Below are 26,249 nucleotides of genomic sequence, written 5' to 3' on the forward strand. Positions count from 1 at the left end.
CCTAGGCCCGTTGAACATTAGAAAAACAGCGAAATACCGAAGCGCGTTTCCAGGTTATTGGTTGCTTTGGATTCGCCAAAAATCTCGTGCTTGAACGCGTGGTTGCGCATGCTGATATCCAGCGCTAACCAGTCGGTGCCATAAAAACGCAAACCGCCACCGATGTTGTAGGTGAAATATTCCTTGGCGGCAAATTCGGTGTTGCCGGCACCGGCAATCAGGTAGAAGTTGCTGTTAAAGGTCCAGCGCTTGGCGATGTAAATTTGCCCCGGGAAAAAATTGTAGCCGAGCGACAGGTTGTAATAGGTAAAGTCGCGCTCGTCCTCGGTGAGCAGCTCCACACCCCCACTGAGCAATTCATAACTGGTTTCCTGGGCCTCACTTAAACCATAGGCACCTTCAATAAATACATTTTCGGTGATGTGGTAAGTCAGGGTCAGGCCGGTCACCGCCCCAGAGCCAAAATCTTCGATGCTGAGCAAACCGGCAAACACACCAACCTCAAAGTTTTCACTGTCGAGGTCCGCCTCCTTGATCTGGCGCCGCTCAATATCCGGCGCGATGATCTTGCCCAGCTCGCCGTCTTCTTCCGCTTGCGCCCAGGTACCCAGGGAGCAGCTTGCAAGCGCCAGCGTCAGAAAAAGACGTTGAATCCAAGTTTCCATTCGTTGACCTCTTCATTGGTATTACGGCTGGTCAGCACATAGTGGTTGGCGTACTCAAGGCGCAGGAACAGGCGACCGTTGAGGTGGATATAGGAACCCAGACTGGCTTGCAGCAGGTTGTCATCGCGGTCTTCCGCTTCGACCAGGGTTGCGCTGGGATAGGTTTTGATGGTGCCGGCACCGACACTGAAGTAAGGCGATACGCGCCATTGCGGGAAGGGTTGGAACAGCACCGCCGCCGCCATGATCTTGCTATCGGAGAATTGCCCGGTATTGGAGTCGAAGCGCAGCTCCGCCGAGAGGTTGCGCGTAAAGCGGTAACCCAGGTTGAACGCCAGGCCATCGGCACCGGCAAAGTCGCCGTAGGCTACCCCCAGCTCAAAGCGGTCTTCCAGGTAATCCACCTGGCCCGGATCGGGGAAATCCGGCACAGAGCCATCGGGCGACAGGGTGAGCAGCATGTCGCTGCGCTTGATCCAGCCCTGCAGGCCGCGGCGGGTTTCGATCTTGATCCAGTCGGTGCGGCTTTTAAGCAAGGTGATGACTTCATCGCGCTCGACCACATGGAAAATCGGATAGCCCGAGCCGGGCCCTGCATAGACATTCAGAAACGCATCGTTGACGGTCACTTGCAGCGGTGCCTTGTCGGAAAACCAGTTCCATTGGGCCTGTGCAGGCCCGGCAGCCAAGGTGGCCAGGAGCGCCAGCCATAGCAGATAAGGGCGCCACACTACGGCGGGGTACACGGCGGTCATGCCTTGATCTCGGTCTATTCGTTTAATTGGGGATCACCATCTCGAAAGGATTGGCGTAGTACTGCCCGTTGGTATCCAGCCACTCGGAGAGCAGTTTCAGCTCCGCCTCGTTGAGTGAACCGGCGTGGTCAACACTGTCCTGCAAGATGCCTTCCAGCATCGGGCGCTGGCGCAAACGCTGCCACTGGACAGTTTGGCCCTGGTTAACATCGGGCGTGGCGCCTACATTATCCACTCGCGCCTGGAATGTATATCCTCCTATACCATCACCAGCGACAGGGTCGTAATAGACAATAGCACCGGTTTTATAGTTGGCCGCGACATCCCAGTTGGGTGCAAAGCGGTCGAGGAAACGGTTGCTGCTGTTGGCCCCCGCGCGACTCATGGGCGGCGGCAGGGCGCCGGTCTCCACCATAAGGGGAATAGGATTGCCCTGCGCATCCAATTCCAACTCACCGGTTTCTTCATCGCGGATTTCAAACGGGCAATCGACTACCCCGGCACAGGTGGGAATCCCCTCTTCATCGAGGGTGACCTGGCATTCGGGGATAAAGTCGTAGTTATCTTCCAATTCACACACAGGCAAGAGCGTCGCCAAACCACCTTCGTACAGGTACTGGATGCGGCGCTGGTTGCCGTTGAGCAACTGGTTGTAGGAGGTCATGCGCGCATTGGCCTGGAGCTTGGTGCGGGTCAGGTCCAACTGGCCTTGGGGCACCTGGATATTGCCATCGGCATCGGCCGGCGCATGGCAGCCGGCACAGGTATTGGCTGTCACCACACCATCGGTCAGCGGCTGGCGCTCGCGCTCCCACAGCGGCTGGATGTGGTACTCGTAATTGATTACCACACGGCAGTTGTCGGTCCAGGTTGCCGCATTGCGGCAGGCTTCCGGGGTGGGCGCAGTGACCTGGTCAGGGGTGGCTCCGGGCTCCAGGTCGTTATAGCGCAGGCTGATGCTGGCCGATGGGGTAATACCGGGCGCACTCCATTCATCGTTGAATAACAGGTCAACCGTTATGGGTCGCAGGTTGCGCGCCTGGCCGGGACCCGCCATGGGTAAGCACACCACCTGCGCCAGGTTGTTTTCTGCACAGTAGGTGGACTCGGCGGCAAACTCGGCCATGGTCTGGCCCATCTCCGGGGCGATCAAGGCCCCCAGGGGATCGTAGCGCTGGGTGTTGGGAAAGTTGGCGGTCGTTGCGGCGCCGGTATTGAGCGGCGGCGGCGCTAAATCGGCACGGCTGAAAATCGCCAGGCCATTGCTCTCGCGCCATTCACCCGGGCGCAGGCTGGTCCATTGGCTCTGGCGCGCCAGGATACGGCGGCCGCGCGCATCCAGCACTTCGATGGTAAAGGCAACATCGGCAGGGACACGCGCCAGCACCGAGCCATCGGCCTCTACCGGCGCATAGCCGAGGATTTCAAACAAACCATTCACCTGGTTAAAGGTATTGGCGTAAATCTCGTCCGGCTGGTCGTCCAGGGTTTCGTTATCGGGCACAGAGACCGCCTTGATAAAACGCACAAAACGCGCCGGGCGCAATTCTGCCGGACGCGCGGCCAATTCACCCAGGCCGGCCGCACCGGAACCCAGGGGATTAAACACGCCGTCCTGGTCGTAGACACTGCGGATATGCACTATACCCACCCCCAATTCCGCCAGGGCAGCATCCAGTTCACTGGGGCGATATGCCGGTGGTGTGGCCAGGTTCTCCAGCGCAATAGCTTCGGTAAACAGCTTGCCATCTTCGGCCAATACCACCGGCAGTTGCGTCTGGTTGGCCATGTCGTAAATCCAGATGCCGTAGAAGGGCGGCGCCTCTTCATAGCCGGCGATTGGCTGGCCCTCACTGAACAGTTCGGCCAGGCAGGGGCGCAGGCGTTCGGTGGCGGTTTCCAGCAGGCGGCATTGGCTCCAGCTCACCAGCAGGCGGTTGGTGCCGTCGAACAGTGGGGAGAGCGACGCAAAGCGGCCGTGGAGCGAGACATTGCCGGGGGTGATATCCACCGGCTTGACCGAAATGGAACTGGGTTCGCCCTCGGCATCGGCGACCGGATTGATCACCACCATATCGCCCCCCAACTGGGTTTGGTTGTACATGTAGATGGCCGCAATACGACCATCGGGCAGCATTTGCGGCTGGAACAGGCGCGCCGTTTCGTCCAGTTCCGCATTGGCAATATTGAGGCTGGCGTAGCCGAAATAGCGCTGCACATCGCTGCCATCGGGATTCATGGTGTAGAAGCTCAGGCGATCCGTGGCAAAGCCATCCCAGCGCAGGTAGAGCACACGGCCATCGGCAAGCAGGCTGGGCTCGATATCGTGGCTCTGGTTAAAGGTCAGTTGCTGGATGTCGGTACCATCGGCGCGCATGCTGTGGAGGTGAAAGGCAGTCAGGTCATTGTCGCGCTCATTGACCGCGCCAAACTGCGGTTTGCCCTCATCGAGCAGGATTTCACGCGCGCGCTTCTGGCGGTCGGAACTGAACAGTATCCGCCCATCGGGCAGGTAGCGCGGGCTGACATCATTGCCCTTTTCCGCCTCGATGTTGGAATCGATGATGCGCCGCAGGGTTTTGCTGGCGATATCGTATTCCCATATATTCCAGGTGGGCTGCTCGTCCTCGTCCAGGTCGGGATCTTCAGGCGCACGCATGGCAAATGCCAGCTTCTTGCCATCGAGGGAGGAGGTCACATCCTTCACATCGTAATTGGGGGTTTCGGGCGTGAAATTGGGGTCGCCCTCAAAGGCGGCGCGACTGATATTGGCAACCGCTGCCTGCACCGTGGCGCGGTCTTTCAGGAATAACTCGGCCCCGGGGTTAAACGCATCCGGCTCAAACACATCGCGAAATACCGGATTGCCATCCTCATCGACCGGAATGCTGCGCTGCACATAGGCCAGGGGCATATCCACTACCACCGGGTCCGGCTTTTGGCCGGAATTGGAACTCCCTCCCGAACCACCGCCGCAGGCGCCCAGCATCAGGCCCGAGAGCGCCAGGGAGGCGATGGCCAGGCGGCGGATCAGGTAGAGAGATGAGGGGGATGTGTCAGTCATAACCGGGACCCGAGGTCGCTAGATAGTGGGTGAAGGGATGTTTTATAAAGTTTTCTTATCAGTTATTGCCAATATATAGCCAAAACTGACCTTGATATACAAAACCCACGCCAATCAGGCAAGGCCAGCCGGTATAAGCGGTGGAATCGCATCATCAACCCATTTCGGTTATGGAATTGTGAAAAGCCTCTCGATTTAACCAGAGGACATTTCCCGAGTCGATGGCCGGTTACTGCAGGCGGAATAACGGCAGGGATTACCGAATGACCCAAACGCCAAAAATGCCATCAAATCCCCGTCAAACACACCCCGGGGAACCAGTTCGCATTGCGCCCCTATTGGTACCAAATTGACAATCTGTGACATGGTCGATGCGTCCGGGTAAGCGCAAGCCAGGCTTTGTTATAGCGCCAGGTTTATACTTGGGCCTGATTCCGCCCCCGATAAGCAGGGACATCCTGCAACGTTAATCCGACTGACCCGATTCCCCTGGACGCCAGGCAAGCTGGCATCAAGCAAACATGTGAAAGATAAAGGCATTTTTAGCGATTTTTTACAGATTTTTCCTTATAAACCATAGATTTTACCTGTATCAGCCATGTGCAGTGCCACACCGGATATTGCGCCGCCCTGCCCACAGCGGCGGCGGCCTATCTGACAAAACAACCGGCTGTCGTTCCACAGGTGTAGCAAGCCCTGGCAAGCAGAAACAGAAAATGTGCGCCATTTTTTCAAAAACTGTGACCTATGCTCAAAATCATGCAAGAAGCCATGTACCCCATTACTTTTAGGCATAGCGGCTGCATATAAGCGACAAAATGGCTATTTATCCATCAGTCGTCAGGTTGCGCGCATATCCGCTTGTAGCGCCAAAGCAATGGACACATTACGCACGCACAACGAACCGGCATGAGCAACAAAAAATAAGCACGATGAAATAAGCCACCCGTTCCAGGCTGTTAACTATTTTCGATTAAACCAGAGCGCCCCCGCGGCGCCTTTATGGGAGCAACCGTGACCACTCAATCCGCCTCCTCCAGCTCAGGGACTGCCATTACCTGGCAGCGCCTGTTGCGACAGTTGCCCCGTATCGGGCTCTTGTCGCTCGCCATCGCCAGCAGCTATAGCCATGCCGGCCCGCGCGAGCAAGCCCTGCAAATCCATAACCGCGTCGCCGGTGTGCTGCCGACCGAAGCCGTGCTGCAAACCATGGCCGACCACATCCGCAACAACGATGTCGCCGCCGCCGTGCGCGTTGCCATGGATAACGAAGCCTTCTACAGCGTTACCCTCAAGAACCTGGCCACACCCTGGACCAACCGCGACCGCACGGTCTTTGCGCCGCTCAATGACTACACTGCAACGGTGATTGGCATGGTGCGCGATGAACTGGATTTTCGCTCCGCGCTCTACGACAACATCCTCTACACCAGTAGCGCCGGTGGCCTGCCCGCCTACTCCAACAGCAACAATGCCCATTACGAGGCCATCGAAAACCAGGGCGTCAGCCTGAAGAATACCCTGGTGCGCCGAACCCAGACGGAAGTGACCGGGCTGCCGGCAGCCGCGACCTCGGGTGTCATCACCACCCGTGCCGCCGCCAAGGCCTTTTTCTACGCCGGCACCAACCGCGCCATGTTCCGCTTTACCCTGATCAACCACCTGTGCCGCGACCTGGAGCAGGTGCACGACACCAGCCTGGTTCCCGACTTTATCCGCCAGGATGTGAGCCGCAGCCCCGGCGGCGACAGCCGCGTCTACCTCAATAACTGTATCGGCTGCCACAACGGCATGGATCCCCTGGCCAAGGCCTACGCCTATTACGACTACGAGTACAACCTGGAGACCGACCCCGAAGGCCAGAACGGCAGCATCCATTACAACACCGAGAGCACCCTTGACCCGGATACCAACAGCCGCGTCGAGAAAAAATACCTGATCAACGCCAACACCTTCCGCTACGGCTATGTCACCACCAATGACGATTGGAAAAACTACTGGCGCGCCGGTATCAACAGCCACCTGGGCTGGGACAGCAGCCTGCCGGGCAGCGGCTCAGGCGCCAAAAGCATGAATACTGAACTGGCCCACAGCCAGGCCTTTGCCAGCTGCCAGGTGGAAAAAGTGTTTCACAACGTCTGCCTGCGCAAACCCGCCGATGCGACTGACCGCGATAAGGTGCGCGAGATCACCCAGAATTTCGCCAGCGCCGGTTACAACCTGAAGCAAGTGTTTATCGACACTGCCGACTACTGCAAAGGTGAATAAGGTGAAGATCGTGAACACTACCCGCCCATTGCTTCGCCCGCTGGCGCTGGTCGCCAGCTTACTTGTCGTCGGCCTGCTCTCCGCGTGCGGTTCCGGCAGCGGCTCGGAAGTCAAACCCAACACCCCGCCACCGCCCCCGGCGGGCGGCGGTTTTACCTATAACGGCAAGCCGGCTACCACCAGCGATATCACCAAGTTCCAGAATGAACTCTGGCTCAACATCGCGCGCGAGGATCGCTGCGGCGGCTGCCACCAAACCCAGGCGCCCACTTTTGCGCGCGGCGACGACATTAACCTCGCCTATGCGGCAGTGATCGATAACAGCCTGGTGAACCTGACCGATCCCGGCTCATCGCGCCTGGTAACCAAGGTGGTCGGCGGCCATAACTGCTGGCGCGCCGACCCGGTCGCCTGTGGCGACGATATGACCACCTGGATCAACCGCTGGGCCGGCCCGCGCGAAACCAGTGCCAATGACATCACCCTCAAGGCACCGGAAGACCGCGAGATCGCCAATACCCGCAGCTTCCCGGTGGATAACAGCGGCTTTGCGGCTACGGTTTATCCGCTGCTGACCCAATACTGCGCCGGTTGCCACTCCGAATCCTCCGCCACCCGCCAGCAGCCCTACCTGGCCAGCCAGGATGTGGCTGTCGCCTATCAGGCATCGAGAAGCAAAATCCGCTTGGACAATCCATCCCAATCGCGCCTGGTGCAGCGCCTGCGCGCCGACTCCCATAACTGCTGGAGCGGCAATTGCGCGAACGATGCCAATGAGATGCAGAGCGCCATCCAGGCATTCGCCAACGGTATCCCGGAAGTGGAAGTCGATCCGGATCTGGTGGTGAGTAAGGCGGTGGGGCTGGGCGATGCCTTCGTGCTCAGCAGTGGCGGACGTATCGACAGCGATATCATCGCCAAGTACGAATTCAAAACCGGCAAGGGCACAGTGGCGTTTGATACCTCGGGGATTGATCCGGTTGCCGACCTGGGCCTGATCGGCAATGTCGCCTGGAGCAGTGCCTGGGGCATCAAACTGGCCGACAACGGCCGCGCCCAGGCGACCGTGGCGGGCAGCCGCAAGCTCTACGACCTGCTGCGCGGCACCGGTGAATACAGTATTGAAACCTGGGTGATCCCCGATAACGTCGACCAGGGGATGAACAACGAAAACCCCGCGCGTATCGTCAGCTACTCCGCCAGCACCAACGAGCGCAATTTCACCCTCGGCCAATACGACTACAACTATGTGGCGATGAACCGCACCAACCAGAGTAATGCCAATGGCGAGCCGGTATTGGCCACCAATGACAACGACCAGCGCGTGCAGGCCTCGCTGCAGCATGTGGTCGTCACCTTTGACCCGGTCAATGGCCGTCGCCTGTACGTGAATGGTGAATTTACCGGCGACCAGGACCCTTCTGCCGGTGCGGTACTGCGCGACTGGGATAACGGCTATGCCCTGGTGGTAGGCAACGAAGTCTCCGCCAACCGTCCCTGGAAAGGCAGTGTGCGCTTCCTGGCTATCCACAAACACGCCATCACCGCAGAGGCCATCGCCACCAACTTTGAAGTGGGTGTAGGCGCCAAGTACCTGCTGCTGTTTAACGTGTCCGACCTGATTGACCTGCCCGGCAGCTACATCGTATTTGAGGTGCAGCAGATTGATGACTTCGGCTATCAATTTGCCACTCCCTTCTTCACCAACCTGAACGATGCGGAACCAGCCGGCGACATCCCACTCAAGGGCATCCGCATTGGCGTGAATGGCACCGAGGCGCCGGTTGGCCAGGTCTTTGGCCATATCGACACCCTCATCAGCGCGGCATCGATTGTCGATGGCCGCCAGTTGCTCTCGCCCCTGGGAACAGTGGTGGAAGCCAAATCCGGCCCCGAGGAAGACCTGTTCTTCCTCACCTTCGACCAGATTGGCGCCAATCTCTATAACCGCGAAATCCCCGCAGCACCGGCACCGGCTGATCCGGCGGATATTCCCGACCAGCCGCGCCTGGGCCTGCGCGACTTTGGCGAGATCAACGCCAGCCTGGCGCAAATGACCGGTATTCTTGCGACCCACACCCAGGTGGCCGCGACTTACGAGAAGGTCAAGCAACAGCTGCCAACCCTGACCAACCTCGATGGCTTCCTGGCAGCGCAGCAAATGGGCATCACCCAATTGACCGTCGCTTACTGCAATGCCCTGGTCGATAGCAGTGCAGCGCGCGCCCTGGTATTCCCCGGTTTCGACTTTAGCGCCGGGGCCAGTACTGCCTTCAATACCGCCACCAAGCGCGAGCAAATCATCGAGCCGCTGCTGGCGCGCCTGCTGGCCAGCGAATTAGCCGATGGCGACAACCCCGACAGCCCGCTCGCTGAGCAGGCGGACCCGGCGGCGCTGCGCCTGGAGCTGAACCAGTTGATCGACAACATGACCAGCTGTGGTGGCAGCTGCGCCAGTGATCGCACCCTGACCACCGTCAAGGCAAGCTGCGCCGCCGCCCTCGGCAGCGCCGTCATGCTGTTGCAATAATTCCCGGAGTGACAAAGACCATGGCCAAATACAAACAACCTTTACACCCGGATGCGCCCCTGTTGCTCAACAACCACCGTCGCCCGGTCACCCGCCGCGAACTTATCGCCCAGGGGTTTAAAGTGGGCGGTGGCACCCTGGTGGGCGGCTCGCTGTTGAGCCTGATTGCCAACCCGCTGCTGGCCGCTGAAGTCGGCCTGTCGCCGGATATAGCAGCGGTGCGCGATGCCTGCGGTATCGCCGCCCAGGGCGCGGGCAAGATTCCCTTCATTTGTTTCGACCTGGCGGGCGGCGCCAACTTTGCCGGCTCCAATATCCTGGTGGGCCAGCGCGGCGGCCAGTTGGATTTCATCAGTGCGGCGGGGTACAGCAAACAGGGATTACCGGCCGATATGGCGCCCAGCGCATCCACCGCCGGTACCCTGGTCGATACCAGTCTGGGCCTGGCCTTTCACAGTGACTCGCAATTGCTGGCGGGCATCAATGCCAAGATCCAGGAATCCACGGCAGCCAATATCAATGGCGCGGTGATCGCTGCACGCTCGGAAAATGACACCGGCAATAATCCGCACAATCCCATGTATGGTATCTACCGCGCCGGTGCGGGCGGTTCACTGGTGGATTTGATCGGCTCGCGCAACAGCGACTCGGGCGGCAACTCCATGGCGCCGGCATCGCTGATCAACCTCGAAGTGCGCCCCACCAAAATCGACAACCCCAACGATGTCACAGGCCTGGTCGATGTGGGCGACCTGGTCAGCCTGATGTCGCAGGAAGATATTGTAAAAACCATGGAATCCATCTACCGCATCAGCGATGCCAAAATTAATTCGATTCCCGCACTGGGCACCAGCCGCGATGCGCAATTAAAAGAATTGCTGCGCTGCGGTTATGTGAAGAGTGCCGACCTGGCCGCGCGCTTCGGCAACCCCGGCGACATCAACCCAATCCAGGACAGCGATATCGTCGGCAGCAATGGGGTCTTCTCGTTCGATGAGTTCAACAGCGACGGCGAATTCCGCAAAACAGCATCGGTGATGAAACTGGTGGTAAACGGTTTTGCCGGTGCCGGCACCATCACCATGGGCGGTTACGACTATCACACCGGCGATCGCTCCACCGGTGAAATCCGCGATGAGCGCGCAGGCAAATGTATTGGCGCCTGCCTGGAATATGCCGCGCGCAAAGGCATACCCTTGATGATTTATGTGTTCAGCGATGGCTCGGTATTCAGCAACGGCATGCTCGACAACTCTATGGCAGGCCGCGGCAAAGGCGTCTGGACGGGCGATGACCAGCAAACCGCCTGCTCCTTCTTTTTGGTATACAACCCGGCAGGGCGCCCCACACAACTCGACGGCAGTCTCACCGGCAAGCAAATTGGTTATATGCGCCCCAGTGGCGATGTGGAAACCGCCGGCAGCCCGGCAGCCAATAACGTCAACCTGCTGGTTGAAACCGTGTTGCTCAATTACATGGCACTGCACGGCGAGCAAAACCTGTTTGGCAGCCGCTTCCCCGGCCACGGCCTGGGCAACGCCACCATGATGGACCGCCTCACTGCCTTTCGCCCCATCGTCAACGGCACCATCGGCAACGCCCCCACCTGATTTCGTTGTTCTCCTTGCTAGCGCTCAGCCGGTACCCTGTACCGGCTTTTTTTATGGCGTGCCGTCCCGGTTTACAATAGTGTCCATCGCAACACCCGCCTGAACAGCCCATCCAATAACGAACAGGATTTTCCACAATGACACTACAACACTATGCCGCTACCCTGCTTATCCTGTGCAGCTCACCACTTCAGGCCGACATACTTTGGCGCGGTGATTTTGAAACCGGTGATGCGAGCCAGTGGCATACCGGTATCAATGCAGCGGGACTTTCGGTAACGGACCAATGCAGCTACGACGGCAGGTTTGCCGGCAGGGTACAACTGACGGGAGACGATATGTTCCTGTGGAATGGTAACAAGCAATTGAATCGCAGTGAGTTTCATCACCGTATGCCAGAGGGCGCGACCCGGGAAGGCAAGGACACCTTTTTTGCATTCGCTTTTTATTTACCCAAAGCCCTGAGCCAACACAAACATGAACTGGGCTACTGGGAATCGGATAAAAGCTGGCAGCAAATGTTTCGCTTTAATATCCACGGCCAGTCCCTGAGCTTCCAGCAATCCAATCAGGATACGCCTTTTTGGACACTCGATGCAGGAGCTGCCCCCGGACAATGGCAGCGAGTGGCGCTGCATATCCACTGGTCAACCAACCCGGCTACCGGTTTTGTCCAGACCTGGGTCAATGGCGAGGATATGGGCAAATACCACTTCCCTACCCTGCCTGCCAAGGATGCCCGGATGTTTACCCAAATCGGTATTTTGCGCACACAGGAAAAACAACCGGCGGAAATCTGGATTGATGCAGCGCTGGAAAGCAGTAGCCTTCAATCCCTGCTGGCCATAAAGTCAGACAAAAACAAGCGTGGATGCGAGTAGCTTTATAAAATGGCACCCAAACTCCTATTTATATTTAAAAATAATGTCTTTAGGAAAAGGTGGATTTTTATAGATAAAATATAAAATTACAAAAGAAAAAATAATTCCCCAAAATAGAAGCAACAAGAATTAATTGCCTATTTTTGTCATTAGTACACAGCAAAAGCTGCTGCCGGTTCTCATTTTGCTGCCCATACCAACAAAAGCATATTGTCTATCAATAAGACGGTATGACATTATGTAATCGATATCAGCAAACACTGATAACCATAATAACCAGTGATACGCGCACCACGATACAGTTCAAGGATACTGACCTTCCCATGTTCAGGTTTTATAGAAATGCGACCTTCGCATTTTTAACGCTTATTATTCTGACACTCATGATTGTGTATGCCGGTGTCGCCAAGTCAAAACTGAACACGCCCTTGTTTCCTGCGCGAGATCAGGATCTGCCATGGATATCCTCGACAGAACCACCAAGCCCCGTTGGTAAAACCGTGTTGTCGTTGAAAAGCGAAGTGGGCACTATCGAGTACGAATTTCTACTCGATCCGGAAAAACCATTTCCCTACACCCATTACTCTATGTACTTTATCGAGGCCGACCAGCCTTATCGCCTGGTTGATCTGACGCGATACAGCAGTTTCTCCTTCAAAGTGTTATGCGACCCTAAAAATGTCTTGCTGTTGGTATTGTTCAGTTTTGATGAGAAAGTTACTGACATCAACCAGGCTGTCACCCGACGGGTTTCCTCAACGGCCTTTTCCTGCAGCCACCATTGGAACACGATTACTATTGGCTTTGATGAGCTGGACACACCCCACTGGTGGCTAGGGCGATACGGTTATGAATACAGCGACAGGGGCTACCAGCTTGATAAGGTGATGGGTTTTGCATTTGTGAACTCATTACAAAGCCCATTGGATACCCCCTCTTATGTCAAGCTGACCGATATCAAATTGCTCGGCAGGGAGGATCGTTATCTGTATGCCGCAGGCGTTATCAGCCTGTGTTGCTGGATCATCTTTTTTGTGTGGATCTTTCGTCAATATGTCGTTGCCCTGACCGAGCAAATACGGGAAAAGGTCAAACAGGATCAACCCTTGATCGCCTACAAAAAACTGTCTATTGAGCCGCAAAAGGATAAAGAGAAAAGCGCGCTGTTACGTCATATAGCCACAGAATATGCCAACCCGGATATCAGCCTGGAAATAACCGCAACCACACTTGGTATTAATCGCACCAAAATCAATGATATTTTAAAAGATGAATTAGGTCTCACCTTCAGTGCCTACCTGAACAAGTTGCGCCTGACAGAGGCAGCCCGGCTGTTATCCGAAAGTGAGGAGGCGAACGTCTCTGAAATTGCCTACTCAGTTGGCTATAACAATGTGTCCTATTTCAACAAGTTATTTAAAATTGAATACGGCTGTACCCCTAAAATGTTCAAGTCCCTTTACCTGTCAGATAGCGATTAAACCCTGCACAATCCTATAACCCGAATAGTGCAAAAAAATGATTGCTCATGTTGCACTGACCTCTAACGATAAATAGTTCACATATTGCATTTTCCTGGCACAGATTTCATTTAACTAACTGCAAAGAATCTTCAACTTTTTACAGTTTTATAAAAAACCTTTCATTAGTGCAATTGCTTCCCTTGCTCCCTCTCTACTCTGCCGTCCCGGCACAGCGACAAACCTGACAGAGTTAAACACACCTGCCATGTCTATTGCTTCGAGCACATTCCATAAAAACACCGACTCAAATATCAAGGAGCTACCAATGAATAACAACAAGAACAAGGGTCTCTACAAAACCCTGTTTCTGTCGATTGCAGGTCTATGCCTTGCCTGCACCCAGGCTTTAGCACAAACCATCAATGTCAATGCCGCAACGGAGTATCAAACCATTCGCGGATTTGGCGGTATGAACGGTGTCGGTTGGATCAACGATCTCACCACATCCCAATTGGAAACCGCATTTGGCAGCGACCAGGGTCAGTTGGGACTATCGATTATGCGCATGCGCATTGACCCCAACTCCGCCAACTGGCGCCTGCAAGTGCCTGCCGCTGTACGTGCACGTCAACTGGGAGCAATCTTACTGGCATCGCCCTGGTCTCCACCGGCCCATATGAAATCCAATAAAAGCTTGATTAATGGTGGAAAGCTCTTGCCTGAATATTATGGTGACTATGCCACCCACTTGCTCGGCTTTGCCGATCATATGTCACGTAATGGCGCACCGCTGCATGCGATCTCCTTGCAAAACGAACCGGATTGGCATCCGGATTATGAGTCTTGTGATTGGAATGGCAATGACTTTGTGAATTTCCTCAACGCACAGGGTTCACGCTTTGGTGCCGACTTGCAAGTTGCCGTCGGTGAAGCCGTAGGCTTCACAAAACGCTTTACCGATCCGGTTCTGAATAGCCCAACCGCCGTACAGCACGCCGATATCATTGCCGGCCACCTCTACGGTGCAGTTCCCCAGGACTATCCACTGGCGCGCAGTAAAGGCAAGGAAGTCTGGATGACAGAGCACTACACCGATAGCAAAAATGATGCGGATGTCTGGCCCCTGGCATTGGATGTGGGTGTAGAACTGCACAGGAGTATGGCAGCTAACTTCAACGCTTATATTTGGTGGTATATCCGTCGCTTCTACAGTTTTATCAAGGAGGACGGGCAAGTTAGCAAACGCGGCTACATCATGTCTCAATACGCACGCTTTGTACGCCCTGGATTCAAACGTATTGGCGCCACCGAAAATCCCTATTCCGATGTGATGGTGACTGCCTATAAAGGCCCTGACAATAAAATTGTCATGGTGGTCGTTAACAACGGTAACGCATCGCGCAACCTGAATGTCAATCTGCAAAATGCCACGGTAGCGTCTTTCGTCAAATACAGTACCTCAGATACCCTGAATGTGAGTTATGGCGGAGCCTACCGTATGACCAATGGTGCCACCAGCTTCTGGGTTGAGCCTAAAAGTATTGCGACCTTTGTCAGTGAAGGTACAACAACCAGCAGCAGTTCCAGTTCTTCCGTACGCAGCTCAAGTTCAAGCTCCAGTAGCATCGTCAGCAGTTCCAGCAGGAGCAGTTCTTCTGTTGCCAATACCGGCGCCAATGCCAGTTGTACCTATGTTGTGACCAACCAATGGAACAACGGCTATACCGCCTCCATTCGCATTACTAATAACGGTACTACTGCGATTAATGGTTGGAATGTCAGTTGGAACTACACCGATGGCAGCCGGATTAGTAATAGCTGGAATGCCAACCTGACAGGCAGCAACCCCTATGCGGCCAGTGGATTGAGCTGGAACTCGGTGATCCAACCGGGCCAGAGCGTTGAATTCGGATTCCAGGGGACAAAAAATAATAATGCGGCCCAGGCTCCGGCAGTGACAGGAAGTATTTGCCGATAAAAAATTTTCCAACAGCACTTCAGAATAAGAAATCACAGCGGTAGTTAACGCACTGTGAAATACATCAACCAAACTCATGCTGCATCAGTACTCATGTGCAAGCTGTCGATTGTACCCCGTACTGAATTAACCCGGTCTTCGGACCGGGTATTTTTACAAGCAGCACCCGCAATTCATCCCTATAAATTCCATGGAGATTACCATGACAATTTCCGCAAGCGATTACCGTCACCCGGGTAATTTTTTAAAACGTACAACAGCGCTATTGTGCGTCGGCACTGCACTAACAGCCCTGGCCTTTAACGCATCGGCTGCCTGTACCTACACCATCGATAGCGAATGGTCCACCGGCTTTACCGCCAATATCACCCTCAAAAACGATACCGGTGCCGCCATCAATAACTGGAACGTGAATTGGCAATACTCCAGCAATCGCATGACCAGCGGCTGGAATGCCAACTTCTCCGGCACCAACCCCTACAACGCCACCAACATGAGCTGGAACGGCAGCATCGCGCCAGGACAATCCATCTCCTTCGGCCTCCAGGGCGAAAAAAATGGCAGCACCGCCGAGCGACCAACCGTCACCGGCGCCGCTTGTAACAGTGCAACCACCAGCTCTGTGGCTTCCAGCTCTTCAACACCCACCACCAGTTCATCTTCTGCATCCAGTGTGGCCTCCGCACTGCTGTTGCAAGAAGCACAAGCCGGTTTCTGCCGTGTGGATGGCACCATCGATAATAACCACACCGGCTTTACCGGCAGTGGCTTTGCCAACACCAACAATGCCCAGGGGGCAGCGGTAGTCTGGGCGATAGATGCTACCAGCAGTGGCCGTCGCACCCTGACTATCCGCTATGCCAATGGTGGAACCGCCAATCGCAATGGCTCACTGGTGATTAACGGCGGCAGCAACGGTAACTATACGGTGAGTTTGCCCACGACCGGCGCCTGGACCACCTGGCAAACCGCAACTATCGATGTGGATTTGGTACAGGGCAATAATATTGTGCAGTTGTCTGCAACGACAGCCGAAGGCTTACCCAATATAGATTCGTTAAGTGTTGTGGGTGGTACGGTCAGGGCAGGTAATTGCGGCAGTGTGAGCAGCAGCAGTTCCGTGCAATCGTCATCATCGAGCAGTAGCTCAAGTGCTGCATCGGCCAAAAAATTTATTGGCAACATTACAACGTCCGGCGCCGTGAGATCCGACTTCACCCGCTATTGGAATCAGATTACTCCTGAAAATGAAAGCAAGTGGGGTTCGGTTGAAGGCACTCGTAACGTTTACAACTGGGCGCCATTGGATCGCATCTATGCCTATGCCCGCCAGAATAATATTCCGGTAAAAGCCCACACCTTTGTGTGGGGTGCACAATCACCTTCATGGCTGAACAATTTGAGCGGCCCGGAAGTTGCCGTTGAAATTGAGCAGTGGATTCGCGATTACTGTGCGCGCTACCCGGATACCGCCATGATCGACGTGGTGAACGAAGCGGTGCCAGGCCACCAGCCTGCAGGTTATGCGCAAAGGGCTTTTGGCAATAACTGGATCCAGCGCGTTTTCCAACTGGCGCGCCAATATTGCCCCAACTCCATTTTGATCCTGAACGACTACAACAATATTCGCTGGCAGCACAACGAGTTTATCGCGCTCGCTAAAGCCCAAGGCAATTATATTGATGCAGTCGGTCTGCAGGCTCACGAATTGAAAGGCATGACCGCAGCGCAAGTTAAAACCGCCATCGACAATATTTGGAACCAGGTGGGCAAGCCCATTTACATTTCCGAATACGACATTGGTGACACCAATGACCAGGTTCAATTGCAGAACTTCCAGGCTCACTTCCCCGTGTTCTACAACCATCCACATGTGCATGGCATTACCCTCTGGGGATATGTGGTGGGCAGGACCTGGATCGAAGGCTCCGGTTTGATCCAGGACAATGGCACACCGCGCCCGGCAATGACGTGGTTGATTAACAATTACCTCAATCAATAAAAGCGCCTCCCTGTTGCTCATAAACAGGATTTTATGAGCAACAGCCGCTGAGTAAACATCACCCGTTTTTCGTGAACGGGCTATTAAACAATAGCGATGAAACCACTTTTGTAACGGAGATTATGATGATTAACCACAACAAGACTCCCAACATCCTCGCCAAGGTATTTAAACGTACCTGCGGCCTGGTGAGTACTGGTGCAGCCCTGGCGATCTTATCCCAGGCTGCGTCCGCCGCTTGTACCTACACCATCGATAGCGAATGGTCCACCGGCTTTACCGCCAATATCACCCTCAAAAACGATACCGGTGCCGCCATCAATAACTGGAACGTGAATTGGCAATACTCCAGCAATCGCATGACCAGCGGCTGGAATGCCAACTTCTCCGGCACCAACCCCTACAACGCCACCAACATGAGCTGGAACGGCAGCATCGCGCCAGGACAATCCATCTCCTTCGGCCTCCAGGGCGAAAAAAATGGCAGCACCGCCGAGCGACCAACCGTCACCGGCGCCGCTTGTAACAGTGCAACCACCAGCTCTGTGGCTTCCAGCTCTTCAACACCCACCACCAGTTCATCTTCTGCATCCAGTGTGGCCTCCGCACTGCTGTTGCAAGAAGCACAAGCCGGTTTCTGCCGTGTGGATGGCACCATCGATAATAACCACACCGGCTTTACCGGCAGTGGCTTTGCCAACACCAACAATGCCCAGGGGGCAGCGGTAGTCTGGGCGATAGATGCTACCAGCAGTGGCCGTCGCACCCTGACTATCCGCTATGCCAATGGTGGAACCGCCAATCGCAATGGCTCACTGGTGATTAACGGCGGCAGCAACGGTAACTATACGGTGAGTTTGCCCACGACCGGCGCCTGGACCACCTGGCAAACCGCAACTATCGATGTGGATTTGGTACAGGGCAATAATATTGTGCAGTTGTCTGCAACGACAGCCGAAGGCTTACCCAATATAGATTCGTTAAGTGTTGTGGGTGGTACGGTCAGGGCGGGTAATTGCGGCAGTGTGAGCAGCAGCAGTTCCGTGCAATCGTCATCCTCCTCATCAAGTACCCCATCACAAACCTGTGAGTTAAAAGCCCCCTTGCGCTGGACCTCGACCGGCCCCTTGATCAGCCCTAAAAATCCAGGCTGGATATCCATCAAGGATCCGTCCATCGTGAAATACAACGACACCTACCATGTGTATGCAACCTACTATGACACTGCCTACCGATCCATGTATACCAGCTTTACCGACTGGAACACGGCACAGCAGGCACCGCATATTTCCATGAACGGCAGCCGTGTCGGCAATACCGTTGCACCACAGGTGTTTTATTTCCGCCCGCATAACAAATGGTATTTGATTACCCAGTGGGCAGGTGCTTATGCAACCACTGACGATATCCGTAACCCCAACTGGTCAGCCAAACAAAAACTGCTACAGGGTGAGCCTAATGGCGCGCTGGATTTCTGGGTAATTTGTAACGATACCCATTGTTATTTGTATTTCTCGCGCGACGATGGTGTGTTGTATGTATCCAAGACAACCCTTGCCAACTTCCCGAATTTCTCAGGCTATTCGATTGTGATGGAAGATCACCGCGGCAATGGCAACAGCTATCTGTTTGAAGCAGCCAATGTGTACAAGCTGGATGGACAAAACCGATATCTGTTAATGGTGGAAGCCTATATCAGCGGCCCGCGCTTTTTCCGCTCCTGGACAGCGACCAGCCTGGATGGCCCATGGACGCCCTTGGCTGACACAGAAGCCAATCCCTTTGCCGGCAACAACAATGTGGAATGGTCCACCGGAAAATGGGCTGATGGTATTAGCCACGGCGAACTGATCCGCTCCGGTCACGATGAAAAAATGACGGTAGATCCTTGCAACCTGGAGTTCCTCTACCAAGGCGCATCCGGCCCCGGCTCTACGTACAACACGATTCCTTACAAGTTGGGGCTATTGCGACTTAAAAAATAAAGTCGCTATCCCTTCCAATCATTGTTTTGATTGCATCAGCAACATCCCGACGCCCGTCGGGGTGCTGCTGATGCTTTCCTCCGTACATTAATAACAGGTGTAAACCTTTAATGAGGAAGCCATCGTGAAACAAAACATCATCCCGGATATGCATCGGGTTAATTGGAGAAACCTGATCGCCATTGCCGGAGCCAGCGCGCTTACCTGCCTGTCAGCATCCGCTGCCATGGCAGCCTGCACCTACACCATCGATAGCGAATGGTCCACCGGCTTTACCGCCAATATCACCCTCAAAAACGATACCGGTGCCGCCATCAATAACTGGAACGTGAATTGGCAATACTCCAGCAATCGCATGACCAGCGGCTGGAATGCCAACTTCTCCGGCACCAACCCCTACAACGCCACCAACATGAGCTGGAACGGCAGCATCGCGCCAGGACAATCCATCTCCTTCGGCCTCCAGGGCGAAAAAAATGGCAGCACCGCCGAGCGACCAACCGTCACCGGCGCCGCTTGTAACAGTGCAACCACCAGCTCTGTGGCTTCCAGCTCTTCAACACCCACCACCAGTTCATCTTCTGCATCCAGTGTGGCCTCCGCACTGCTGTTGCAAGAAGCACAAGCCGGTTTCTGCCGTGTGGATGGCACCATCGATAATAACCACACCGGCTTTACCGGCAGTGGCTTTGCCAACACCAACAATGCCCAGGGGGCAGCGGTAGTCTGGGCGATAGATGCTACCAGCAGTGGCCGTCGCACCCTGACTATCCGCTATGCCAATGGTGGAACCGCCAATCGCAATGGCTCACTGGTGATTAACGGCGGCAGCAACGGTAACTATACGGTGAGTTTGCCCACGACCGGCGCCTGGACCACCTGGCAAACCGCAACTATCGATGTGGATTTGGTACAGGGCAATAATATTGTGCAGTTGTCTGCAACGACAGCCGAAGGCTTACCCAATATAGATTCGTTAAGTGTTGTGGGTGGTACGGTCAGGGCAGGTAATTGCGGCAGTGTGAGCAGCAGCAGTTCCGTGCAATCGTCATCGTCATCGAACAGCAGTGCAGGTGCAGCAGTACCCAGTGCCGGTTGCGGTAAACCGCGCACACTGCAAAACGGCAGGATTACATTGCAAAGCGGCGGTACACAGCGCAGCTACATCCTGGATGCACCGACTAACTACAACAATACTCGTCCCTATCGGGTGATCTTCGGTTATCACTGGGTCGGTGGTACCGCCGATGATGTAGCGACCGGCCAAACGGTTCAACGCAATACCTGGGCTCACTACGGGATGAAAAAGTTGTCTGGTGACTCCACGATTTTTGTGGCGCCACAGGGTATAGGTAACGGGTGGGGCAATGGTGGCGGTGCAGATGTCACGTTTACCGATAATATTCTTGCGCAATTAAAAACAGAATTGTGTATCGACGAGAGCCGCATTTTTGCCAACGGTTTTAGCTTCGGCGGATCAATGACCTATGCTATTGCCTGCGCCCGGGCCAATGTATTCCGCGGTGTTGCCGCCTACGGTGCAGGCTCAATCAGCGGTTGCTCCGGAGGCAATAGCCCTATCGCTTATTTCGGCGGCCATGGGATTCGCGACAATGTGTTTACCCCGGATCGCGGTCGCGCATTGCGCGATCGGTTTGTCAGAAACAATAGCTGTACCGTCATCAACCCACCCGAACCCTCCATCGGCAGCCTGCGTCACACCTGTACCAGCTATCAATGCCCCAATAAAAACTATCCTGTACGCTGGTGTGCCTATGATGCCGGCCATATTGCAGCACCCCATGATGGCTCGACTGGCGATAGTGGCAATACCTGGCTTGCCGAAGAAGCCTGGCAATTCTTCACACAATTCTGATTACGTGCTCGTTGATAATTAATCCTCATTGAAAGGTGCCTGGTCGCAAGCGTCGACCAGCGCCTTTCCGGTTTCAGGGTGATAGCCAACCCTTTGGCCCGGTTCAATACCGGGCCTTTTTTAATCGCGGTTTTTTTAATCACAGCGTACCGGGCTAACTACCTCACTATTTTTGACAAAGACAACAAGCTGTGCTTGCACAAAAGGCAGATCACCGTTAAATTCCTGAATACCTCCCTGGCATAAAAATAATGGAGTGGCGATAGGTTATTGGACGGGTGATTGGATTCAATATATCCAATACATCACAAGCACTATGGCATACACAATATCGGCGTACCAATCATCAGGCTGTTGCCCATGGGCAAAATACAAGGCTTTTATAAAAGCTGTAACTTTCTATGTTCTTATTTTATCGAAAAGTGATCTTGGCAGTACTGATACTATTGTCCATCAGCGCTGGGGTGGTTTTTGAACTTTTTTATTTGAGTAAAGCCCAGGTATCATTGTTGCCACAGAATGATAGTGCCATCCCCTGGCGCGCTGTGATCAGTACAGACATTGACCATGGCGGCAGCTCAACACTTAGGGCGCGAGACTCATCATATAATATTGAATATGATTTTTTTCTCACCGACAACACCAAATATCCCTTTACCTCTTTTGCATTACGCTTTGTCCAGCAGGAGCAGGACTCACAGCAATATGTAGACTTATCCGCCTATACCCGAGCAAAGTTTTATATCACATGCAATCCTGCTAATATTTTATCATTCACAATCTACAGTTTTGATGAGGCAATCAGCAGGGAAGCGGATCTATCCAGCTTGCGAATCCTCTCGACCTACTTTGCCTGCACACCGCAACAAGATGCAATTGAAATACAACTTGGCCAACTGGAAACACCCGAATGGTGGCTCGCACTCAATACCAATCTGGCCAATCGCAATTACTCCCTGAAAAAAACCTCGTCAATCACATTTGGTAATTCAACACAAAGCCCACTGGGTACATCATCCCATGTGCTTATCAGCAATCTGGTACTGGAAGGAAGAAACTGGACCCCTATTCTTATCGGCATCATTGGTGTAAGTATTATCTGGGGCATTTTTGCCTGGTGGGTGATTAAAGAATATACCGGGGCATTGATGAAACATGTGCAAGAGCGAATTGCCAAAGACACTCCATTTGTCGCTTACCAACAACTGTCCATAGAACCACACAAAGATAAAGAGCGTAACGCCTTATTAAAGTTTATGGTCACCGAATATCCAAATCCTGATTTGGGCATGGATCTTGCGATCAAACAGTTGGGTATTAATCGCTCCAAGATTAATGATATTTTAAAAAGCGAAGTTGGCCTTACCTTCAATACCTATCTGAACAAACTGCGCCTGACCGAAGCCGCGCGTTTATTAAGTAATAATGCTAATATCAATGTCGCCGAAGTTGCTTATTCGGTAGGCTATAACAATGTGTCTTATTTTAATCGGCTATTTAAAAGCGAATACCGCTGTACTCCCAAGGTTTTTCGATCACTGACAGTGAATAAAGACATAGTCTCCGAATAACAAAAGCCTGGTGCAGCGCCGCATGTTGCTCACATAATGACTGATAACTTCGTCTCATTTTTCAGTGCCACATCCAGAAATAAAATAATAAAAATAGATTAAATTCTTGCACAAACTGCCTGAATCAAATCTTTTAGCATTTTCTTTTAGATCACGAATAACTTCACCCCTACTCTGAGATTGCTTTGCAGTATCTTTTCGATACTTGCCAGGCAACTATAAAAAATTTACCCCGAAGAGTTGCTCACGATTGGCCCATCTTCTCTCCTGAACCAATTGCCTGATTTCACCTGTCCCGATCAATCACAACATTTCCATCACGCCCTGCCGCTGATCCACGTACAAAAGTGATAACAGGTTCCGGATTGATGCAAAGACACGATGTATCTGCGACAAACAGACAATGGCCAGCGGGCGGGCTACTACCAGCCGGACAAGTCAACCATCTTCAGGGAATTATTGGTCAACACACCATCATGAGGATATTTTCTATGCCTAATGCATTAGCGCTGATGCGCAACCTGCGGCGCAACCTCCGATTGGCCACAGCGGCTACCGGCGTTTCAATAGCCCTGGCAACTTTTGCACCACAGAGTATGGCGGCCTGCCAATATCAGGTGAGCAGCGAATGGGGGAGCGGTTTTGTTGCCAGCATCCGCATCACCAATGACACCAATACAACGGTCAATAACTGGAATGTTAACTGGACCTACAATGGCAGCAGCCGTGTCAGTAGTTCGTGGAATGCCAATGTCTCCGGTTCAAACCCCTACAGTGCAACAGGCGTCAGCTGGAACGCCAGCATCGCGCCGGGACAAACCGTTGAATTTGGTATTCAGGGCACAGGGGCGGCAGAAATTCCCGCGCTCACCGGTAGTCTGTGCAGCCCGTCGAACAGCAGCACCAGCCTGTCGTCCAGTAGTAGCTCATCCAGTGCAGCCAATAATGCAACGACTATCCTGATCCAGGAAAATGCCACCGGCTTTTGTCGCGCTGACGGCACCATCGACAATGACCATAGCGGTTACACAGGGCCAGGTTTTGCCAATACACCCAATACCGCCGGTGCGTCTATTGAATGGAGCGTCAATATAATCACGGCCGGCACCTATAGGCTGGAATGGCGTTTCGCCAATGGCGGTGCCAACGCAAGACCCGGCTCGATTCTTCTCAACGGCAATGCGGTGGGAACAGCCAGTTTTGATCCCTCCGGCGGCTGGGCCACCTGGACGACTGCCGGTGCAAACATCACCTTGACTGCCGGTGTACATCGTATTCGCCTGCAGGCAACCACCGGTGAAGGCCTCGCCAATATTGACTCACTGGCACTGACCGGGGCTAATGCCAGCGCAGCAAACTGTGCCTCGGTCTCTTCCAGTAGTGTCTCTTCCAACAGCAGCTCATCCAGCTCGGCAACAGGCGTGACTATGCGCCGCCCACTCTCACCGAGCCAGCCGATGTTTATGGTGCATATCGATACCTGGAATTCTGCTGATCCCCAGAAAATTATCGACCTGATTCCCGCCGACATCCGACCTTATGTGGTAATGGTCATTTCCATGTCTATTTACCATGAAGGTGCAAATGGCAATCAGTGCCGGTGGCTCCAGGTAGAAAATGGTATAGAGACTGCAAGGTCCTGGATAAAAACCGCCGCAGAAAATAACATCTGGGCGATGGTGCAACCCTCTAGCGGCGGCTTTACCCATTTCCCCGACTACGGCCCTAATGCCGATCTTGAATCGACAATTTATGGCGAACTGTTCCGCGACTATCCCAATTTCCTTGGCATCAATTACGCAGAGCAATTCTGGGGCTTTGATGAAGACTGCTCACCTTCCCCACAGCAACGCTGGGAACATTGGGCAAACTTGTTAAAACTCTCCAATAAATATGGTGGTTACCTGGCCGTTAGTTTCACCGGGGGATTCTGGGGTGCCAGCATTAACCCTATGGCCATGGCCAAACGCAATTCAACCTTTGAGTCTGCACTCAAGTCTTATTCGAACCATTTCATCATCCAGGAAAAATTCACCATGCCCTATGGTTTCCATGACATAGAGAGTGTGAGTTTAGGGATGTACCTGTCCGGTTTTGCGGGCCACTACGGTATTCGTACTGACAGAACCGGCTGGCAAAATGTGGATGGCAGCGATAAATACCCCGTAGCTGCTGGTTCACCACACCTGATAGAACACCTGACCTTTACCGGGCAAACTGTTTTCGACGGACCTGAGTTGATTTGGCTGGATACCATCAGGGGCTTATCCAATGGCAGTACCTCGGATGGTTACACCACCAGACGCTGGGAGCTTTTCCCGCAGTTTAAAAATATTCAACTGGATATTTATCGCAAAATTCTCGACGGTTCATTACGGATCCTGGATCGCAAAGAAGTTATCGATCGCACCAAGGTTGTTATCGTCAACGATATGAATACCGGTGATGACCGCGTGCGCTATGCCTCCCCCGAAACACTCTTCACGGGACTCTATCTGCTGGATGACGATGGTACTTATTTGAACCAAAAAAGCTGGTACAAAAAAACCGGACGCTATCCAGCCATTCCCACGGTATGGAAACTGAATGACAGCATCGCCAACTCTTTCCAGGTGCAAGTAAACAGATCGGGCTATAACGCGCGCTGGCCAAATATCACCGCCAAGGTCAACGAATTTAATAGCGTTTTCCCACAGGAATATACGGGGGACATTTACGCTGGACGCCAGGAAAATACCTGGGTGACTTACAACCCCTATAAAACCAATCGAACTGCCAGCGGCACCATTCCCTTCAAATACAATACCTGTGATGCCATGAGTGTGACTTACTCACAATTCACAACCGGTGTTGTGAAGGAATATACCAATAGACTGGACTTCTACCTGACCAACTACGACATTGACAATACGGCGCTTAAAACCAATGTGATTCGGATTACCGGGGCATCGTCACAGCCGACCTTTACCTTCAGGGATCGGGGCGAACACCAGGCCAGCAATGTCACCAGTAATTGGACAAATGGCGTACTCACACTGAATGTGAATCACAATGGCCCACTTGAAATTACAGTGAACTGCTCCGGTTCTGCCAGTGGCCGCCTGACCAGCTACAAGACTGCCACACTGCAACCACCCGCAGCACCACCCCTTTACACCGGTGCTCGCCAATATGAGGCCGAACACTTTGATTTCAGAAGTATTGGTGGCCAGGTAACAAATGGCATCAATGGTGCGATTCGCAACTACCAGGGCTTGGGTTACCTGAACTTTGGTACCAGTGCCTCGGCCAGTGTCCGCGATCATGTTAGTGTTTCTTCTGCAGGTACTTACCAGTTGCGCACCCGCTATTCACTGACCGGTGCCAACATCAGTTCAATTGATGTGTATGTCAATGGCGCTCGTGTAGCAACCCCCGTCTTTACACAAACCTCATCCACCAGTAACTGGGCAATCAACCAGCAAACCATCAATCTGAATGCCGGTAGCAATACGATTGAGTTCCGTGCAACAGCAGCAAGGTCGAGCATTATTTACTTCGACAATATCGTTATTACGAGGTAAATACTTCGGTTTGCCCGGCCCACAAGCCGGGCATTTTT

14 protein-coding genes are annotated in these 26,249 nt (G+C 53.6%); 11 read left to right on the plus strand and 3 right to left on the minus strand.

Features of this window, described 5'->3' with window-relative positions; all coding sequences use genetic code 11:
* Positions 1 to 17 precede the first annotated feature (17 nt).
* From CJA_RS15755 to CJA_RS15765, 3 genes are read right to left on the minus strand one after another with little or no spacing between them, the layout of a single operon-like run.
* The gene (locus tag CJA_RS15755; RefSeq protein ID WP_012488845.1) at positions 18 to 665 is read right to left on the minus strand and encodes an outer membrane beta-barrel domain-containing protein; all 648 of its coding nucleotides are present in this window, start codon (positions 663 to 665) and stop codon (positions 18 to 20) included.
* Positions 635 to 1,420: an SH3 domain-containing protein gene (locus CJA_RS15760; protein WP_012488847.1), complete on the minus strand. Its 786-nt coding sequence runs from the start codon at positions 1,418 to 1,420 to the stop codon at positions 635 to 637. The genes CJA_RS15755 and CJA_RS15760 overlap by 31 nt, the downstream gene beginning before the upstream one ends.
* 22 nt (positions 1,421 to 1,442) lie before the next feature.
* Entirely contained in the window at positions 1,443 to 4,484 is a 3,042-nt protein-coding gene (locus tag CJA_RS15765) for an HzsA-related protein (protein ID WP_148208903.1), read from the minus strand.
* 1,002 nt (positions 4,485 to 5,486) lie between these two features.
* On the opposite strand from CJA_RS15765, the gene CJA_RS15770 reads away from it, so the two are divergent.
* The 11 genes from CJA_RS15770 (at position 5,487) to CJA_RS15825 (ending at position 26,211) form a co-directional block, all read left to right on the plus strand.
* Complete coding sequence (locus CJA_RS15770) at positions 5,487 to 6,752, plus strand: hypothetical protein (RefSeq protein WP_012488850.1); 1,266 nt, start codon at positions 5,487 to 5,489, stop codon at positions 6,750 to 6,752.
* Between the two features lie 10 nt (positions 6,753 to 6,762).
* A complete protein-coding gene (locus CJA_RS15775) occupies positions 6,763 to 9,282 on the plus strand; it encodes a LamG domain-containing protein (RefSeq protein ID WP_238526780.1) in 2,520 nt (839 codons plus the stop codon).
* A gap of 20 nt (positions 9,283 to 9,302) precedes the next feature.
* Entirely contained in the window at positions 9,303 to 10,892 is a 1,590-nt protein-coding gene (locus CJA_RS15780; protein WP_012488852.1) for a hypothetical protein, read from the plus strand.
* Positions 10,893 to 11,029: 137 nt separating this feature from the next.
* Positions 11,030 to 11,773, plus strand: coding sequence for a polysaccharide lyase family 20 protein (locus tag CJA_RS15785; RefSeq protein WP_012488853.1), 744 nt, complete (start codon positions 11,030 to 11,032; stop codon positions 11,771 to 11,773).
* Between the two features lie 323 nt (positions 11,774 to 12,096).
* A complete protein-coding gene (locus CJA_RS15790) occupies positions 12,097 to 13,254 on the plus strand; it encodes a helix-turn-helix domain-containing protein (RefSeq protein WP_041551645.1) in 1,158 nt (385 codons plus the stop codon).
* A gap of 307 nt (positions 13,255 to 13,561) precedes the next feature.
* Positions 13,562 to 15,214 (plus strand): cellulose binding domain-containing protein, encoded by a 1,653-nt coding sequence (locus tag CJA_RS15795; protein WP_012488855.1) that lies wholly within the window; start codon positions 13,562 to 13,564, stop codon positions 15,212 to 15,214.
* 202 nt (positions 15,215 to 15,416) lie between these two features.
* The gene (locus CJA_RS15800; RefSeq protein ID WP_012488856.1) at positions 15,417 to 17,216 is read left to right on the plus strand and encodes an endo-1,4-beta-xylanase; all 1,800 of its coding nucleotides are present in this window, start codon (positions 15,417 to 15,419) and stop codon (positions 17,214 to 17,216) included.
* 125 nt (positions 17,217 to 17,341) lie between these two features.
* Positions 17,342 to 19,201 (plus strand): non-reducing end alpha-L-arabinofuranosidase family hydrolase, encoded by a 1,860-nt coding sequence (locus tag CJA_RS15805; RefSeq protein WP_012488857.1) that lies wholly within the window; start codon positions 17,342 to 17,344, stop codon positions 19,199 to 19,201.
* A gap of 124 nt (positions 19,202 to 19,325) precedes the next feature.
* A complete protein-coding gene (locus CJA_RS19190) occupies positions 19,326 to 21,077 on the plus strand; it encodes a cellulose binding domain-containing protein (RefSeq protein WP_238526781.1) in 1,752 nt (583 codons plus the stop codon).
* A gap of 509 nt (positions 21,078 to 21,586) precedes the next feature.
* Positions 21,587 to 22,648, plus strand: coding sequence for a helix-turn-helix domain-containing protein (locus CJA_RS15820; protein WP_158304079.1), 1,062 nt, complete (start codon positions 21,587 to 21,589; stop codon positions 22,646 to 22,648).
* Positions 22,649 to 23,139: 491 nt separating this feature from the next.
* Positions 23,140 to 26,211 carry a glycoside hydrolase family 98 domain-containing protein gene (locus CJA_RS15825; protein ID WP_158304080.1) on the plus strand — a complete coding sequence of 1,024 codons (3,072 nt, stop codon included), beginning with the start codon at positions 23,140 to 23,142 and terminating at the stop codon, positions 26,209 to 26,211.
* Positions 26,212 to 26,249 lie beyond the last annotated feature (38 nt).

This window comes from Cellvibrio japonicus Ueda107, assembly GCF_000019225.1.
Taxonomy (GTDB): Bacteria; Pseudomonadota; Gammaproteobacteria; order Pseudomonadales; family Cellvibrionaceae; genus Cellvibrio; species Cellvibrio japonicus.